Below are 17270 nucleotides of genomic sequence, written 5' to 3'. Positions count from 1 at the left end.
GTAAAAAAATGTCACGTGTTGGAAAATTGCCGATTACTATACCTGAAGGTGTAAAAATTGGTTTAAATGATTTAGAAGTAAAAATATCCGGACCTAAAGGCGAATTATCAAAAACTTTTAAAGGTAATATAGCAATTTCATTGGCAGAAAATAAGCTTTTAGTAAAACCTTTAGCCGCAAATAAAAATGCACGTGCTATGTGGGGTACTGCAAGAAGCATAATATCAAATATGATTACCGGCGTTAAAGAAGGTTTTAAGCTTAAACTTGAAATTAACGGAGTCGGTTACAGGGCAATGGTAAAAGGTAAATACTTAAATTTAATGCTTGCTAAAAGCCATAATACAAAAATTGAAATACCTTCAGATATTAAAATAGAGATGCCTAAGCAAAATATTATTATTCTTGAGGGAACAGATAAAGAAAAATTAGGACAATTTGCTTCAATTATTATAAAACAGAGGCCACCTGAGCCTTATAAAGGAAAAGGGATTAAATTTGAAAATCAATTTATACCGCGTAAAGAAGGTAAGAAAAATTAAATTTAAGAGTTAAATATGCGTAGTGCTAAGCTAAAATTTGAAAAAAGAAGAAGTAGAATAAGACATAAAATATCTAAAACATCTAATAGAGTTAGATTATCAATATTTAAGTCAGGTAGACATATATATGCACAAATTATTGATGATTCTAAGTCTATAACGATTGCTTCTGCTTCAACTTTAGATGAGAAAATAAAAAAATTAAAAAAATCTCATTGTAATATTGAAAATGCGATCAAAGTAGGCGAAGAAATAGCAAAAAAAGCTGATTCTGCAGGGATAAAAGACGTAGTGTTTGATAGAGGCGGATATAAGTATCACGGTATTGTAAAAGCTCTAGCTGATGCAGCTAGAGAGAAAATAAAATTTTAGGTTATAAGGTTGTAGTAATGTCTAAAGTTAAAAAAAATGACGAGACTTTAAGTGAAGTTTTAGTTGATGTAAATAGAGTTACAAAAGTAGTAAAAGGCGGTAGAAGATTTGCTTTTTCTGCTTATGTAGTTGTCGGTGATAAAGTCGGCAGAGTCGGAGCGGGACACGGAAAAGCTAAAGAAGTAAATGAAGCTCGAAGAAAGGCAAAACAAGCCGCTAAAAAGAGAATGATGAAAGTGCCGTTATATCAAAATAGGACTATTCACCATGACGTTGTCGGTAAAAGTGGAGCTGCTAAAGTGATTTTAAGAAGAGCTAAAGCAGGTACAGGCATTATAGCCGGAGGATCTATGAGAGCAATTTTTGACTCTTTAGGCGTTCATGATATTGTTGCTAAATCAATAGGTTCAACGAATGTTTACGCAATGATTTCTGCAACATTTGATGCATTAAATAAACTTGCATCACCAAAATCTATTGCTATGAGAAGAGATAAAAAAGTAAATGAAATATTTGTAAAATCTTCTGACATTCAAGTTAATGAATAATGTTGCGTAAGTAAGGTGCAGTTATGAATAATAAGATCAATAATATAAAAATTACTCAAGTTCAAAGTGCTATAGGTCGTAAGTATGATCAAAGATTGATATTAGTTGGGCTTGGTTTAAACAAAATTAATAAGAGCGTTATTCTTGCAAATACTAATTCAATCAAAGGGATGGTTGAAATAAAAATAGAAAATATGTAATTAGAGCTTTTAAATGAAATTAAATGAATTATATAATAATATAGGTGCTAAAAAAAATAAGAAAAGAATAGCACGCGGTATTGGTAGTGGTAAAGGAAAAACCGGCGGTAGAGGAATTAAAGGTCAAAAATCTAGATCCGGCGTTGCAATAAAAGGTTTTGAAGGTGGTCAAACACCTATGATCAAAAGACTACCTAAAAGAGGGTTTAATTGTATTTCAACTAAAAAATACAATATAATAAATATTTATAATATTGAAGAAGCATTAGCCGATGGGCGTTTAAGTGCTGATGATACTATTACGAAAGAAAAATTGGTAGAAGCCGGAGTAGTTAATAATAAAAATAATAAGAAATTAGTGAAATTATTATCTATTTGTAGTGATGATTTCACTTCGCCTCTATCATTAAAATTAGATGCTTATTCTTCTAAAGCTAAGGATTTAATCGAGAAAGCAGGTGGAAAATTATTATAGTATATGGGGCAGAATTTTTCTAAAAAATCCGGTAATGATTTAGTTAGTCGCATTGTTTTTACTATTCTCATTCTTATAGTATGTAGATTTGGGTCTTTTATACCTATACCTGGTATAGATTCAATTGCTTTAAGTAGTGTGGCTGCAAAGAATCAATCCGGAATACTCGGAATGTTTAATATGCTATCCGGAGGATCGCTAGGTAGAATGTCCATTTTTGCTTTAGCAATTATGCCGTATATTACCGCCTCAATTATTATCCAATTAATGTCAGTTGCATATAAACCTTTGGAAAATTTAAAAAAAGAAGGGGAAGTCGGCAAAAGAAAAGTAAATCAGCTATCGAGATATTTAACGGTTCTGCTTGCTTCTTTTCAGGCTTATGGAGTTGCTCTAAGTTTAGAGTCGATTGTAACAAATACCGGTCCTGTAGTAATTTTAGCGGGTTTTTTCTTTAGAGTTACAACCGTAATTACTTTGGTTGTAGGCACGATGTTATTAATGTGGTTAGGAGAACAAATTACACAACGCGGAATAGGTAATGGTACGTCTTTAATTATATTTATAGGTATAATTTCGGGAGTACCTAGTGCTATTATTAGTATGTTTGAATTATCAAGAAAAGGAGCATTATCGCCTTTAATAGCGATAGCTGTTTGTATTGGAGTAGTTGTATTAATAGCTATAATTATATTTTTTGAAAAAGCCCAAAGAAAATTATTGGTGCAGTATCCTAAAAGACAAGTAGGAAATAAAATTTATGGAGGCGAAGCAACCCATATGCCTCTCAAGTTAAATACTTCTGGTGTAATACCGCCAATATTTGCTAGTTCAATTTTACTATTTCCTGCTACGCTTGCTAATTTTTCTAATAGTAATTCAGAAACTATGGGAATGCTTACTTATTACTTAGGGCATGGAAAACCCGTATATATTTTATTATATGTAGCATTAATTATGTTTTTTAGTTTTTTTTATACTGCAATAGTATTTAATTCTGAAGAAACTGCTAATAATTTAAGAAAATACGGTGCTTATATTCCAGGTAAAAGACCGGGAAAAAATACGTCTGATTATTTTGATTATATACTTACAAGGCTTACGGTTATAGGTGGGATATATTTAAGTGTAATATGTGTAATTCCGGAGCTATTAATGAATAAATATGTAATCTCTCTTTCTTTAGGAGGTACGAGTTTTTTAATTGTAGTGAACGTGGTACTTGATACTATGACTCAGATTCAAACTTACTTATTTAGTAGTAAGTATGAAGGTTTAATGAAGAAAGTAAAATTAAAAAATTAAAAATGAGCTTAAATAGTGATAGTAATTTTTTTAGGTCCTCCAGGAGCGGGCAAGGGAACACAAGGAAAAAAGATAGCTAAAAAAATTGATTTACCACATATAGCAATCGGTGATATATTTAGAACAATTATTAAAACATCAACTAGTGAAGCAGAGTTAATTAATAATTATGTTAAGCAAGGGGAGCTTATCCCTAATGAAATAGTTAATCAAGTAATCAAAAATTTTTTATTATCCTCTGAATATAAAAACGGCTACATATTAGATGGATATCCGCGTAATTTAGAGCAAACGAAATTTTTTGAAGCATTTATTAAAGAAAAAATTAAAATAATATATTTGGATGTTTCAGATGAATTATTAATTAAAAGAATTTTAGGAAGATATAGTTGTAAAAATTGCGGTAAAATATATAATAGTTACTTCTTGCAGACTAAAACTGATAATGTATGTGATGTTTGCGGTTCAAGTACATTTGATTATAGAAAAGACGATAATGAAGAAGTAATAAAAAAAAGAATTGAAGTATATAAAACAGAAACATATCCGTTAATAGATTATTATAAAAATAGTGGTAATTTTTATATAGTTAATGGAAGTAAAAATGAACAAGAAATAGAAATTGATATACAGAAAATACTAAAAATAAATTGACTTTATCAAAGATTTTTTTATATTATTTTCTAGTTACCAGTAAAATTTTGGAGATTATTTGTGGCAAGAATTGCAAGTGTTAATATTCCTGATAATAAACGTTTAGTTGTGAGTTTAACTTACATTTACGGTCTTGGGCCTACTATGGCAGCAGAGATCTGTAATAAAGCAAAAATATCGAAAGATAAAAAAGTGAAAGAACTGACAGATCAAGAGTTAATAAGCTTACGTAATATTATTGAAAGTGAGCATAAAGTTGAGGGGGATTTAAGACGAGAAGTTACGCTTAATATTAAGAAAAAGAAAGATATAAGATGTTATCAAGGACTTAGACATATACGTAAGTTGCCGGTGAGGGGACAGAACACGCATTCTAATGCTCGAACTAGAAAAGGTAAAGCTATTGCGATAGCCGGAAAGAAAAAAGCTGTAAAATAATAGTTTAAGTATAGAGTATAAATAATGAATCAAACGGTTAAAGTTAAGAAAAAGAAAAAAACTATCACTCTTGGTGTTGTGCATATCCGAGCATCATTTAATAATACTATAGTAACATTTACTGATATCCAAGGTAATACTATTTCTTCTGCATCGGCAGGAGGTAATGGGTTTAAAGGGGCAAGAAAAGCAACACCTTATGCAGCTCAAGTAACAATTGATAGAGCATCGGAAAAAGCAAAAGAATATGGTCTAAAAACTATCTCTATTAGGATTGGAGGACCGGGGGCTCAGCGTGAATCAGCAATGAGAGCTTTATTCGGACAAAATTTTGTGGTTACATCAATTGTAGATGTATCGTCAATTGCTCATAATGGAGTAAGACCGCCAAAAAGAAGAAGAGTATAAGAGAATCATAGGTATTAAATGTTATCGTTAAGTAAAAATTGGAATACTTTAATAAAGCCGAATAAAGTCGCTTATGAAAATTTTCCAGAAACCAATAATAAAGCTAAAATTGTAGTTGAACCTTTAGAAAGAGGTTTTGGTTTAACACTCGGTAATGCTATGAGAAGAGTATTACTTTCTTCTTTACAAGGAGCAGCTATCACTTCTATAAAGATCCCTGCTATAGAACATGAATTTTCTTCTATACCCGGTGTAAAAGAAGATGTATCGGAAGTGATTTTAAACATTAAAGGTATTGAAATAAAAATGCATGTTGCAGAAAAACGTATCATGAAATTAAAGGTAACAGGACCTTGTGTTGTAACGGCCGGTATGATTGAAACAGGTCATGATGTAGAAATACTGAATCCGGATCATGTAATTTGTGATCTAGCTAAGGACAAGCAGCTTGAAATGGCATTAACTTGCAAGGTTGGTAAAGGATATGTACTTAGCACAAATAGTTATGAGGATAATTTACCTATTGGTGAAATAGCTATAGATGCTTTATTTAATCCGGTAAAGAGCGTTACTTATAAGGTAGAAAATACTAGGGTAGGTCAGGTTACCGATTATGATAAATTAATTATGTTTGTAGAAACTAACGGTGATTTATTACCTGAAATGGCTGTAGGTTTAGCTGCACGTATTTTACAGGAGCAATTACAATTATTTATTTCTTTTGAAGAACAGGAAGAAGATAAGCAAGTTAAAACTGATGCTTTACCATTTTCACCTTATTTACTTAAGAGAGTCGATGAATTGGAATTATCGGTTAGATCGGCAAATTGTTTGAAAAATGATAATATAATATATATAGGGGATCTAGTAAAAAGAACGGAATCCGATATGCTGAGAACTCCAAATTTCGGTAGAAAATCTTTAAATGAGATTAAAGAAATATTGGCAAAATTTAATTTAAGATTCGGTATGGATGTACCGGATTGGCCACCGGAAAATATTCAGGAATTATCTAAACGTTATGAAGATTCTTATAATTAAGGACTAAAAAATGCGACATAAAATTAAAGGCAGAAAGTTAAATGTAACAAGTAGTCATAGGCAAGCAATGCTCGCTAATATGGTTGTAGCACTTGTAACCCATGAACAAATTAAAACTACTTTACCAAAAGCTAAGGAATTAAGACCTTACATTGAAACTCTAATTACTAAAGCTAAAAAAGCTGATTTAACGGCAAGAAGAAGCGTTTTATCAAAAATAAAAGATAAAAAAGCAGTAGAAAAGCTTATAAATATTTTAGGTACCAGATATAAAGATAGACCTGGCGGTTATACTAGAATAATAAAAGCCGGATTCCGTTATGGTGATTTAGCACCGATAGCATATATTGAATTTGTAGATAGAGATATTAATGCTAAAGGAAATATACAGCAATATGCTAATAAAGAAATTAAAAATTAAGATATAAGGGACTCGGTGATGGCTAATCATTCTTCAGCAAAAAAAACTGCTAGACAAACAGTAAAAAGAACTCTAATCAATAAAAAACGATCTAGTGCAATAAAAACTTTTATAAAGAAAGTTGTGCATGAAATCAGTCTTGGTAATAAAGAAAATGCTAACTTAGCTTTATCTGTTGCTCAGTCTAAGATAATGCAAGGTGTGAAAAAAAATATAATTAAATTAAATACCGCCTCAAGAAAAATCAGCAGATTATCAAGGCAAATAAAAAGTTTAAACGAAAGTAAATAACACTTTATAGTAATTTAAAAGCAAAAACTAGTAAAATTTTGCTAAATTATTTATTTTACTAATTAATAAAAAATATGGGCGATTAGCTCAGCTGGTAGAGTATCTCGTTTACACCGAGAGTGTCGGCGGTTCGAGTCCGTCATCGCCCACCAATCAAAAGTTTTTAGTATTTCAACGAAAATATCAAACAATGAATGAAGCTTAAACTCAAGCTTTTCAGTTTTAAATGTTACAATAGTTAAACCTATCAAGAAAAACAGTATCTTTGTGAAATGGCATTCCTAACTAAGTATATATTAGTTAATAATTTTAATGCCATTGCAAGAAAATTACAAAGTAATTGACGAAATAATCCAGTACAAAAATACTAAATTTTAGCATTTTTTAGTACTTTTTCTAAATTCCCAGGTTCTTTATAGTTATAGTTTTTTATTGTGTAAATCAGGAAACACGTTCAGTGTCATACAATAGACCTCTTCGGAAACTCTACTTCTAGAGGTAATTTGTACGTCGATCCTTACCACTCATCCTCACATACTAGTAGTATGTACGTACGCTCCGGTTCAACGTGAAGTGTCTCTTTCAAATTCCTCTCTCAATCCTTATTTCTGAAGTAGTCTAATAAAGTTTACAATTCGTTGACAAGAAGAAAACGAGAAGAGATTGTCTATTTAGAGATTGATATAGCTAGGGTTAAATAAAAATGGTATGCTATTAATTTGTCATCCCGTGGCTTGACCACGGGATCCAAAACTTTTTAAGGTTTTCTGGATACCGGGAACAACTCCCGGTATAACAGTTTATATCTTTTTTATCTCGCTTTAGTCATAGTTACGTATTTTATTATAATATTACATTACTTGGCTATTGTTTTTGGAACCTGCGGTCAAGTGAACTAGGATGATATGGGCGGAATCGATCCGCTTAATAATGCTATATCGTGGTCAACAAGCCATGGTATGACACTGAATAATTTTTCTGATCCATACGAGTTTTTAGAATCTTTCATATACAGCATAATTCATAAAGCTTGATACAAGCGAATTTTGTACTATCGCCTTTGCTCACATATTAATATACGCCTAGCTCGCTCGCCTTTAAATTTATCTTGTCGGAGAACCTTTCTGAATTCTACTGTAATTCTTTTCCGCATTATTTATTACTGTTGCTGTTATTTTGACTAGATTTTCAAAAAAAATAGCAAAGTATAAATTGCACGAGGAATTGGCAGTTAAAGCAGCCAATAAAGTAAAATGATAGTTGTTAAAATACAAAATAACCGAAGGTTGCTAATATTAAAATATTATTACATTTTTTAATTTTTGCTTTAATTGTAATCAACTATTATTAACAAAAAATAAAAAATAACTTTTATGGAGAATATAGGCTCTGGGAAAGAAAGTTTGAAGTATACGTTGACGCTAAAAAATTACTTGATAAACTAGAAAATTTAAACACTAAAGTAAAAAATCCTATTGATATAGAGGAGGTTAAAAAAGGCATTTACTACGCTCGTAAATTAAATATCACGGTTCTCAAATGCGTCAATCAGGTGATCCTTATTACTCCCATCCGATTGAGGTGACGATTATACTTGCAGAGTTTGTAGCTGAAGAAGTTCCTAAGCTTTTTACTTCTAATATGATAAATGCTGCTCTACTTCACTATCCTATTGAGGATACAGAATTAACTGAAGAAATGATTAACGGCCTTTTTGGAGCAGAGGTAGCGCAACATGTAGAAGGCCTAACTAGAATTAAACTTTACGGGAAAATCACTGCTGAAGAAAGCTTAAATCTATTAATTAAACAGAAAAGATATAATACGGCATTTATAAAACTTTTTGATAGAGTCCACAATATACAGACTTTAGGAGCTAAATCACCTGAGAAAGCTAAAAAAATTATTGAAGAGACTTTAATAAATTTTGTAAATTCATTACCTATAGCTGCATACTTTAAAATTCCAGTAATAAAAGAAAGGCTCTTATTTTTATGCTATCAGTATCTATATCCTAAAGATTATCAACTGGAACGGTCACTAACGAAGTTTGAAGATAACTTTCAACTACTTTATCCAGCTTTTCACAATATAATATTCCCTATGTAAAACCTATACTTACTGTAATTAATATAAACAATACTCCCCAATTATCAAAATATTTAACTAAAAAAACTAGTCCAAAAGAGGTAATAATATACATTAAGGCTTGTGATAAAGCAAATAACCAACTTGGATAGGTAGGTAAAACGTTTAAAAATTGGAAAATGTTTTATATATATATATATATATATATATAGGTACAGCAGGAAAAGCATCAGGTCTAAAGATAATAAAAAATGATTGTATAAAAAGAACTGCAAAAGGACTGGCTACAGTTGATAATAAATAAGGATATATAAAGCAAATAACCAAAATATTAATAACCTAAATTTTATAAGAATTAATGGATATATTTTATAGCATAGATAAGTTCATATTATATATGAACCTAAATTTACTACCTTGAGACAATAAAATTATTATGTATGATTATTATGTATGATCTGTTTACTGGTGTAACCAAAGGTATTTTTTACTATATTACTACAATGTGAGTAGGTAAAATAAAATGATACAGGCCATGCACACATTCAATTAAAAAATAAGCCAAGCAGGTTTTTTTCTTGACCTTTTCTTGTAGCAGAAAATGGTTTTTTAATATTTACATCTCCTTTTTCAATAGCATCAGCTAAGCTTTCTTGAAGTTGGTGTTTTGCATCTGCAAATACAGGAGTTTTCCGTAAAGTAGTTCGTGCAGTTAGTCCAATCACGGCAATAATTGCTCCCATCCAAAAGGCTATACGCCAACTAAACTATAGCTGGTAACTATAGATGCTATACCGAGTGCTTCAACGCCTCCTATAGTAGATGCTGTGACAATCATAGCCAAGCTTGAATATTGAGTAGGAGGTTTTGTGATTTCGGTTAAGTAAATTTGAGCCCCCATAATCTCGCCCATTGATGAGATCCCTTGAGCAACTCTACATAATGTTATAACTATAGTAGCAGTTATACCTAGTTCTGAGTAAGGAGAAAGAGTCGCTGTAATAATGCAGGTAATTGCCATAATAGCTGTGGTGATAATAACAGTTGCTTTTCTGCCTATATTGTCACAATCCAACCAAATATTATAGCCCCTATACCGGTCTAAAAATGATAAGTAGAACAAAACGCAAAAGCATTAAGAAGTGAATTAACAAAAGGATCATACTGAGGAAAAAATAAATCATTTAAAAGTACTGCCATATGAACATATAGTATAAGATCAAAATATTCTAAAAAAGTACCTATAGATAGTAAGCCTATAGCCCGTTTTTGTTCTCTGTTTAAACTTTTTTGTTTTTTTTCGTATCCCAACACAATTTTTTCTAAAAAGTTAATTTATAGAAAGGTTATATTGAGAAGATTTCAAGTCAAGGAAAAAGTTACAATGTTGTATGATTATACTTATTTAAAACTTCTTTGACTAATGAAGTTGTTATTTTTCTTTTGGAAATTAAAGCACAATAGTTAATATTGTCTAATATTTCTATAATTTTAGAATATTCCCTAGGCAAATTTACTAAAAGAAAATCTATTATTTGTCCGGATATTGTTACCGAAGAAATAGCAAAATGCTTAAATATTAGAATTTTGATTAATTCATCGTCAGGTGAGTTTAATAGCATACTAAGTACTGATTTAATCCGTGAAGATAAATCGGGTAAAGTAAAATTTCTGCTTTTATCAGATGCGGTAAGTAAAAGATATTTTTGTTTTTCGTTAATAATATTAAATATATGAAGTAATGTCGGCTCTTGCCAGTTTTCAATATCTTCAATGATGAAAGCATTATATTTTTCTAAAATTTCTTCATTAAAAAAAATATCTTTAATAATATAGGCATTGCTTAAATTTTGCCATATTTTGGTTAAATAAGTTTTGCCTGACGAAGAAGGTCCTTTAATTAATAAAGTAAATTTATAAGGGTTAACGCCAAAGCCGCACTGCCAATTTTTTATAATATTATAAGCTTGATCGTTAGAACTAGAAACAATAAATTCATCAGGATGATATTTATTAGAAGTAGTAAAACGAAATATATATTGCTGCACCACTGTTATAAGAATTTTTTAGCCGTCTATTCGATAGAATTTGCTAGATTTATAAAATTTAATTAGATTCAAAAGTAAAATTTTTGTAATCCCTGCAATCGGTATAGCAAAAAATATTCCAATAATGCCAAATAAACTGCCGCAGGCAAAAATTGAGAATATAATCCAAAGAGGATGCAACCCTATTTTATCACCGATAATTTTAGGGGTGAAAATATAAGACTCGCAAATATTTCCAACTAGATAAATTATCATTATATATAGTAATTTGGTAGTTACACCAAAAGTTAAATAGCCGATAATTAGAGTTAAAAGAAACGATATAAAAGTACCAAGGAAAGGAATAATAACTAAAAATCCTGTTAAAATGCCAAGTAAAAGAGCGAGATCAATACCTATTACGGTAAATGCAATACTATAATAAATAGATAATAATAAGCAAATATTTAGCTGTCCTCTTATGTAAGCAGATAACAGATTATTAATTGCCGATAATATTTTAAGGATTTTCGGTCGGGTTTTTATAGGTAATAATGATTGCATGTTTGCAATAATTTTAGCCCAATCACGTAGGAAATAGAATAATATTATAGGTATAAGTAAAAATAAAACAAATATGTTAATAGTTATAATAGTATAACGCCAAAAATTATTAGCAATACTGCCAAGTATAGTAAATATACTATTTATAAAATTGCTTAAAGAATTCTTGATTTTATCGGCAATATCAGGTTCTATCGAATAAATTTTTGCCATTATAGGCGGTAATATTTCTGCCTGTAAATAATTGTTATATTTTGGAATATTATTTATAAAAGTAAAAATTTGTCCATAAATTATCGGCACTAGAATAGTTAAGCTTAAGAAAAATATGCTCAAAAATATCAGATAAATTATGCTTGATGCAAATTTATTTGATATTTTAAATTTTGATGCGATAAAACCTATAGCAGGTTGTAGTAAGTAAGATAGTATAAATGCGATAAAAAATGGTTTTACTGCGTCTGACATTAGCATAAAACCGCTTATAAAAAACCCTAAAAAAACTAGCCAAAATATAACGGTTCTATTCATATTATTTTTCCCATTTTCTACATGAAGATCAACTTCAAAAAGAGCAAGGAGTTTACAAGGCGAGGAGCGGAGCGTATACTTAATACGTGAGAACCGAAGCTCTTGTAAAACGACGACGCCAATTTTTGAAGTTCATCGAGTATTAAGGTTTTTTAACTACTTGTACGGTAGCAGGACGAAGTAGTCTATCTCTAATTTTATATCCTGATTGCATTAAAGTAATAATACTATTCGGTGCATGATCAGGATGTTCTACCTGCGCAATTGCATTATGTAAATTATAGTTGAACATTGATCCTATTTCCGGCTTTATTTCTTCAATATGATGTTTATGAAAGATTTTGTCTAGCTCGTCTTTAGTCATCTGAACGCCTGCAATAATATTTGTGACTTCTACATCAGAATTTGCCGGTTTATGTGCTAATGCTCTTGAAAGATTATCACTAACATTTAGTAGTTCTTTAGCAAATGTAGCAATTGCATAATCTTTTGCTTCGTCACGTGCTTTTTCTAAACGCTTTCTTGTATTGTCTATTTCGGCAGTAGTTCTTATTAGCTTATCTTTTAGCTCTTCAATCTCGGCTTTTAACGCTGTTATCTCCGGATTTGTCGTTTCAACTATCTCTTCAGCAATATCAGTTATCGTTTGTTCATCATTTTCTATATTATCGTCTATCATATTATTTACTTTATATTTATGTTCTTTTTTGAGATATATATAGATATAATAAAAATTTTTTCAATGGTATACTCGTTTAATTTGAAAAATTGGCGTCGTTGTTTCGTATTTTTTTATCCTCGCGTACTAGTATGTACGCTGCTGCGGTCAAAAAATATGAAATACCTTACTCTTTTCCACATTAAATTTCGTCTACTATTTATTTTTACTTATGGAGTACAAATTGTATTATGAGACAGTCAGGAAGAAAAAGCAACCAATTACGTCCTATTTCATTAGAATTATCCCCGCTTATTAATGCGGAAGGTTCATGTCTTATTAAAATAGGTAATACACATGTCATGTGTAGTGCTACTTGTGAAACTACCGTACCGCCATTCTTGAGGGGACAAAATCAAGGCTGGATTACTGCCGAGTACGGTATGCTTCCCGGTTCTACATCACAGCGTATTAAAAGAGAAGCGGCACTCGGAAAACAAGGTGGAAGAACGCAAGAGATACAGCGTTTAATAGGTAGGGCGATGCGATGTGTAATTGATGTGAAGAAACTCGGTGAGAGGCAAATTATCATAGATTGTGATGTTATTAATGCTGACGGTGGTACTAGAACTGCAGCAATAACAGGGAGCTACGTAGCATTGCACCTAGCTATTAGGTCCTTGATGAAAAAGAGAGTTTTAAAGGTGAACCCGTTAATTAGTCAAATTGCAGCTATTTCTTGCGGTATATATAAAGGTGAGGCGATACTAGATTTGGATTATTTAGAAGATAGTGATGCGGACGTGGATAGCAATTTTGTGTTTGCAGGTAACGGTAATTTAATCGAAGTACAAGGCACGGCAGAGAAAAATCCTTTTTCCGAAGGGCAGTTTTTAGCAATGTTAAAACTTGCTAAAGGCGGAGCTGCGGAATTATTTAAACTACAAAATCAGGTACTGCTTGAGTCTTAGAAAGTTGCTAAGTGGATCAGTTTTCCTGTCATTGCAAAAAATGCTAATTTATAGCATTTTTTTATTATTTCTCTGGATTGCCGCATCGTTTTGCTCCTCGCAATGACGGTGCATGTATCCACGCAACCAATCTTCCACGAGAATAACGTATTTATTAAGCGTATAGATTATCATCAAAAGCAATATGTTCACCTGATAATATAATTATCTTATCTCGATTGGTATTATTTATAAATACCTTATGATTAAGATTTGTTACTTTAACACTACTATGTGGCCCTAAGATTAATTCCGCAACATTGTCTAGGCTTTTAAACGTAACACGCTGATTAGCTCCAATTGTTATTTTATCGGGGGGTATATTAATATTGGCTGTTCTACTTTCTTCGGTAAAAGTAATAGTTCTATATTTTGGATCGTTCATATTTTCCTCTTTGAATGAATTTTAAGTTATAAAATCATTACTACAATATTCCATATACTACTTCAATTAAAAATTTTTTTAACCTAGCTCTTTACTCAATTTATAATTGCCATTATAGTGTGTTTTTTAAATTTAAGCGACTATGGTATTAAGATTATATTATTGTCTATAGTATGCCTTATAATTATTTTTGATATTAATAAGGTACATGCTTCGGCATGGTTGTTAGAGCAGGGAAGATATAGATATATTGTAGGGGGTAATAAAGTTAATAAGATATCAAAAAACGAGAAAAAGCAAAGAGAAGAATCCGTTTTATACATAAGAGAAAGAGTAGCTTATCTATGGGAATACCTTAAAAAGTAAGCGATCAGCTGAGTCTTCATGCAAAAATCTTACGACAAATAAAAAGATTAGAGCAGAAGATAGTAGAATTATCCTCTGATCAATATGAGCACTTTGTAAGTAGTACTGTAGAATACGGTATTACCGATAATCAAAATATTGGAATACATTTTTTGTACAAAGAAGATAAATTTTTGAATGAAAAAAACATAAGCACGGATGCTTCTATTTACTATAAATTGAAGCTATTTGAAGATAAAGATTTTGTTATTTTGGCTCAGCCTCAAATTTTAATGAGTAAGAGTAAAAAACTTAAAGAAGATTTTTTAGGCGAGATATCTTTACTAATTGGAATGTCTAAAAATATCCGCCCTGTTACTATTTTTAATCAAAATATATTTAGCTTTGGACATTCAATTAATATTGGTTCTAAGAAGATGTATTATAATTTTTCTACTTGTGAAGGGATTAAATTTAAAAACGGCATAATGCTTACAAGTTTTACAAAATACCATACTCGGCAAAATTACGGCTATGTATATGATAGTTCAGTTTATGAGCAGCTAGGAATTGCAAAGATAATTAATTTTGGTAAAGATTGGTAAAGAGAATAGAAACTTGTTAACTGCTCAAATCGGTTATTTTTGGGATCGCAGTCTTTCAAATAAGAAATATAAAATATCAGGTATAAGTTTTTCAGCATGGTTAGATGTATAAATGAAGATATAATATTACAGATAATTAGAGATAAAAACTTATTAGGTAAAAAACAAGCTACTAGTTTAAAAGCTATGATCGAAGAAGCAATTATCGATAATGAGATAATGATTGATATATTATATGAAAATAGAATATTGCCGCTAATAAGCAATATTTCTTATATTAAAATTTATCATTATTCTTATATACAAGCCTATGTAGTGAATGGTTATTGTATATATGAAGATGTTCAGGTAATACAATAACTGCTATAAATGATCTAAAAATATTGTTTTTATAGATTATTAGAAAAAAATTTCGCCCATTTAACTAGTATCAAAGCAAAATATGCTCTTGAATTTAAAGTCGGCCCGATTATTGCTAAGAATATTAATTATACCAATAATAATATTTTTCGTTTATAGCCACATTGATTTATCTGCCGGTTTTATTTCATGTTGCTAATAATATAAGCTATTGTTTGCAAAATATTTTAAAAGCTCTGTTATTTATAAGGGCAGTAAGAGAATCGCCTTCGGTAGGGTTGCATGGATTGAAAAGCGTATTCGGTGTCATACCGTGGTTTGACTACGGTATCCAGAAAATAATTAAAAATACTAATATTAGTATTTTTAACTGGATCCCGCGATCAAGTCGCGGGATGACAGAGGTGGAATCGCTTCACAAAACAAGGAGTACTAAAAATCATTCGCTGGAATCACAAATTTTTCAAAATGAGGAGAAAGCTTTACCGGTTTATACAGTTTTAGTACTGTTATATAAAGAATTAAGTAAGTTAAGGTCAATAATTAAAAATATTTCATTAATTAATGATCCAAAAGATAAGTTAGGCGTTAAAATTATTATCGAAGATGACGATTATCTAATGATTAAAGAAATAGTGTTATATAATTTACCGTCTTATTTTCATGTTATATCTGTTCCGAAAAGTCTACCAAGAACTAAAGCCGAAAGCCCTTAATTATGCTCTAGAATATTCACGTGGCGAGTATCTAGTAGTATATGATGCTGAAGATAAACCTGAACAGCTACTTAAAGCTCTAGCAATGTTGAAAAACTTGCCTCTAGAATATGCTTGTCTTTAAGCTAAGCTTAATTTTTATAATAAAAATGAGAATATTTTAACCAAAATGTTTAATATAGAATATAGTTTATGGTTTGAATATATCTTGAAAGGATTAAGTTTGCTAAAACTTCCTACACCTCTTGGGGGTACTAGTAATCATTTTAAAACGGATATATTTAAGCTTGGCGGATGGGATGCTTATAATGTAACAGAAGATGCCGAGTTTGGTATAAGAATTTACTCACAGAACTATAAAGTAGCTATTCTTGATGCCTATACTCTAGAATAAGCTCCGAATAGTTTAGGTAATTGGCGAAATCAAAGATCACGTTGGATTCAAGGCTTTTTGCAAACATTTTTGGTATTTAAAGCACAAAAAGATAAATGCCAAAAGTTTACTTTATTGCAAGTAATCACAATTTATATTTTCATCGGCTTATCTACATAAATTGTTATTACTTTTATAATTTTTAGAGTTTACCCTTTATAATATTTTCTATTGTTATAAATAAAAATTCTATAATTAATTATTTATGGCTTATTAATAATAGTATTTTTTCGCTTTTATATCTATATGGTACAGCTCTGTATATATTAAAAAATTCTTTAAAAAGCGGAAAAGTAAAATTTCAGGCTATATAGTAGCTTTGATCTTATAGGCTAGTTATTTTATATTACATACTGTAGCTTCATATAAAGCAGTATTTGAAATAATTTTCTGCCCTTTGAATTTGAAATGGAGTAAAACTAAACACGGCACTAGTTTAGAGGATTTTGAGAAAGAATAGACCTCTAATAAAAAAATTTTATTCTTGCCCCTTGAACTAACAAAAATAAAATATATATAGTATGTACATTTAAAGATTAATTGGAGGTTAAAATGTCTTTTAAACCATTACATGATAGAATTGCAATAAAGCCTATCGAACAAGAAGAAAAAACTAAAGGTGGAATTATTATTCCAGATACTGTAAAAGAAAAGCCGATGCAAGGTGAAGTAGTAGCCGTAGGTAACGGTATTCGTAATAAAAAAGGCGAAATTCATCCTTTAGAGCTAAAAGTAGGCGATAAAGTTTTATACGGTAAATGGGCAGGCACCGAAATTGAAATTAAAGGCACAAAACTGATCGTTATGAAAGAAAGCGACGTACTTGGTATTATTAATTAATAATTTGTTTTAA

Annotated in this window: 26 protein-coding genes, 1 tRNA gene and 1 pseudogene; 21 read left to right on the top strand and 7 right to left on the bottom strand. The window is 30.5% G+C overall.

Annotated features, from left to right (window positions below; all coding sequences use genetic code 11):
• The first annotated feature begins 8 nt into the window (after positions 1–8).
• The 14 genes from rplF (at position 9) to MCC_RS05565 (ending at position 8804) form a co-directional block, all read left to right on the top strand.
• On the top strand, positions 9–542 hold the full coding sequence (gene rplF, locus MCC_RS05630) for a 50S ribosomal protein L6 (RefSeq protein WP_014408913.1): 534 nt from the start codon (positions 9–11) through the stop codon (positions 540–542).
• A gap of 15 nt (positions 543–557) precedes the next feature.
• Complete coding sequence (gene rplR / locus MCC_RS05625; protein WP_014408912.1) at positions 558–914, top strand: 50S ribosomal protein L18; 357 nt, start codon at positions 558–560, stop codon at positions 912–914.
• 17 nt (positions 915–931) lie between these two features.
• A complete protein-coding gene (rpsE, locus tag MCC_RS05620) occupies positions 932–1462 on the top strand; it encodes a 30S ribosomal protein S5 (RefSeq protein ID WP_014408911.1) in 531 nt (176 codons plus the stop codon).
• A gap of 23 nt (positions 1463–1485) precedes the next feature.
• Positions 1486–1662, top strand: a complete 177-nt coding sequence (gene rpmD / locus MCC_RS05615; RefSeq protein ID WP_014408910.1) for a 50S ribosomal protein L30 — start codon at positions 1486–1488, stop codon at positions 1660–1662.
• 13 nt (positions 1663–1675) lie between these two features.
• On the top strand, positions 1676–2137 hold the full coding sequence (rplO, locus tag MCC_RS05610) for a 50S ribosomal protein L15 (RefSeq protein WP_014365551.1): 462 nt from the start codon (positions 1676–1678) through the stop codon (positions 2135–2137).
• Between the two features lie 3 nt (positions 2138–2140).
• The gene (gene secY / locus MCC_RS05605; RefSeq protein ID WP_014408909.1) at positions 2141–3442 is read left to right on the top strand and encodes a preprotein translocase subunit SecY; all 1302 of its coding nucleotides are present in this window, start codon (positions 2141–2143) and stop codon (positions 3440–3442) included.
• Between the two features lie 15 nt (positions 3443–3457).
• The gene (locus MCC_RS05600; protein WP_014408908.1) at positions 3458–4096 is read left to right on the top strand and encodes an adenylate kinase; all 639 of its coding nucleotides are present in this window, start codon (positions 3458–3460) and stop codon (positions 4094–4096) included.
• A 60-nt stretch (positions 4097–4156) separates the two neighbouring features.
• On the top strand, positions 4157–4534 hold the full coding sequence (gene rpsM, locus MCC_RS05595; protein WP_014408907.1) for a 30S ribosomal protein S13: 378 nt from the start codon (positions 4157–4159) through the stop codon (positions 4532–4534).
• Between the two features lie 24 nt (positions 4535–4558).
• Positions 4559–4942, top strand: a complete 384-nt coding sequence (gene rpsK / locus MCC_RS05590) for a 30S ribosomal protein S11 (RefSeq protein ID WP_014365555.1) — start codon at positions 4559–4561, stop codon at positions 4940–4942.
• A gap of 18 nt (positions 4943–4960) precedes the next feature.
• Positions 4961–5983, top strand: coding sequence for a DNA-directed RNA polymerase subunit alpha (locus MCC_RS05585; RefSeq protein WP_014408906.1), 1023 nt, complete (start codon positions 4961–4963; stop codon positions 5981–5983).
• A gap of 10 nt (positions 5984–5993) precedes the next feature.
• Positions 5994–6404 (top strand): 50S ribosomal protein L17, encoded by a 411-nt coding sequence (gene rplQ, locus MCC_RS05580; protein WP_014408905.1) that lies wholly within the window; start codon positions 5994–5996, stop codon positions 6402–6404.
• A gap of 18 nt (positions 6405–6422) precedes the next feature.
• Entirely contained in the window at positions 6423–6695 is a 273-nt protein-coding gene (rpsT, locus tag MCC_RS05575; RefSeq protein WP_014408904.1) for a 30S ribosomal protein S20, read from the top strand.
• A 76-nt stretch (positions 6696–6771) separates the two neighbouring features.
• Positions 6772–6847 (top strand) — tRNA-Val (locus MCC_RS05570).
• 1387 nt (positions 6848–8234) lie between these two features.
• Entirely contained in the window at positions 8235–8804 is a 570-nt protein-coding gene (locus MCC_RS05565) for an HD domain-containing protein (protein ID WP_014408903.1), read from the top strand.
• 524 nt (positions 8805–9328) lie between these two features.
• Here the strand turns inward: MCC_RS05565 and MCC_RS09635 are convergent.
• From MCC_RS09635 to grpE, 6 genes are all read right to left on the bottom strand, one after another.
• On the bottom strand, positions 9329–9526 hold the full coding sequence (locus tag MCC_RS09635) for a hypothetical protein (protein WP_014408902.1): 198 nt from the start codon (positions 9524–9526) through the stop codon (positions 9329–9331).
• Between the two features lie 8 nt (positions 9527–9534).
• Entirely contained in the window at positions 9535–9858 is a 324-nt protein-coding gene (locus MCC_RS10600; protein ID WP_014408901.1) for an MFS transporter, read from the bottom strand.
• A 26-nt stretch (positions 9859–9884) separates the two neighbouring features.
• Positions 9885–10097 carry a hypothetical protein gene (locus MCC_RS10595; RefSeq protein ID WP_041405437.1) on the bottom strand — a complete coding sequence of 71 codons (213 nt, stop codon included), beginning with the start codon at positions 10095–10097 and terminating at the stop codon, positions 9885–9887.
• 65 nt (positions 10098–10162) lie between these two features.
• Positions 10163–10831, bottom strand: a complete 669-nt coding sequence (locus MCC_RS05545) for an HdaA/DnaA family protein (RefSeq protein ID WP_014408899.1) — start codon at positions 10829–10831, stop codon at positions 10163–10165.
• A gap of 18 nt (positions 10832–10849) precedes the next feature.
• Positions 10850–11905 (bottom strand): AI-2E family transporter, encoded by a 1056-nt coding sequence (locus MCC_RS05540; RefSeq protein ID WP_014408898.1) that lies wholly within the window; start codon positions 11903–11905, stop codon positions 10850–10852.
• A gap of 142 nt (positions 11906–12047) precedes the next feature.
• Positions 12048–12584 carry a nucleotide exchange factor GrpE gene (grpE, locus tag MCC_RS05535; protein ID WP_014408897.1) on the bottom strand — a complete coding sequence of 179 codons (537 nt, stop codon included), beginning with the start codon at positions 12582–12584 and terminating at the stop codon, positions 12048–12050.
• Between the two features lie 230 nt (positions 12585–12814).
• Here grpE and rph point away from each other — a divergent pair, with 230 nt between their 5' ends.
• Complete coding sequence (rph, locus tag MCC_RS05530; protein WP_014408896.1) at positions 12815–13534, top strand: ribonuclease PH; 720 nt, start codon at positions 12815–12817, stop codon at positions 13532–13534.
• 154 nt (positions 13535–13688) lie between these two features.
• Here the strand turns inward: rph and MCC_RS05525 are convergent, their stop codons facing one another.
• The gene (locus tag MCC_RS05525; protein ID WP_014408895.1) at positions 13689–13958 is read right to left on the bottom strand and encodes a hypothetical protein; all 270 of its coding nucleotides are present in this window, start codon (positions 13956–13958) and stop codon (positions 13689–13691) included.
• Positions 13959–14120: 162 nt separating this feature from the next.
• On the opposite strand from MCC_RS05525, the gene MCC_RS05520 reads away from it, so the two are divergent.
• The 6 genes and pseudogenes from MCC_RS05520 to MCC_RS05500 all read left to right on the top strand — a co-directional run bounded on the left by MCC_RS05520 (position 14121) and on the right by MCC_RS05500 (position 17257).
• Positions 14121–14324, top strand: a complete 204-nt coding sequence (locus tag MCC_RS05520) for a hypothetical protein (protein ID WP_231288676.1) — start codon at positions 14121–14123, stop codon at positions 14322–14324.
• A 152-nt stretch (positions 14325–14476) separates the two neighbouring features.
• Positions 14477–15020, top strand: a pseudogene (locus MCC_RS05515) (hypothetical protein).
• The gene (locus MCC_RS09105; protein ID WP_155813867.1) at positions 15005–15268 is read left to right on the top strand and encodes a hypothetical protein; all 264 of its coding nucleotides are present in this window, start codon (positions 15005–15007) and stop codon (positions 15266–15268) included. Before MCC_RS05515 ends, MCC_RS09105 begins: the two are co-directional and overlap by 16 nt.
• Before the next feature lie 215 nt (positions 15269–15483).
• Positions 15484–15984, top strand: a complete 501-nt coding sequence (locus MCC_RS11620; protein WP_231288675.1) for a glycosyltransferase family protein — start codon at positions 15484–15486, stop codon at positions 15982–15984.
• A gap of 169 nt (positions 15985–16153) precedes the next feature.
• A complete protein-coding gene (locus MCC_RS09620; RefSeq protein WP_196792951.1) occupies positions 16154–16378 on the top strand; it encodes a glycosyltransferase family protein in 225 nt (74 codons plus the stop codon).
• A gap of 591 nt (positions 16379–16969) precedes the next feature.
• Positions 16970–17257, top strand: a complete 288-nt coding sequence (locus tag MCC_RS05500; protein ID WP_014408892.1) for a co-chaperone GroES — start codon at positions 16970–16972, stop codon at positions 17255–17257.
• Positions 17258–17270: the final 13 nt, after the last annotated feature.

The organism is Rickettsia rhipicephali str. 3-7-female6-CWPP (genome assembly GCF_000284075.1).
GTDB classification, from domain to species: Bacteria; Pseudomonadota; Alphaproteobacteria; order Rickettsiales; family Rickettsiaceae; genus Rickettsia; species Rickettsia rickettsii.
The sequence above is the reverse complement of the archived record's forward strand: the minus strand, read 5'-3'. Positions and strand labels throughout refer to the sequence as shown.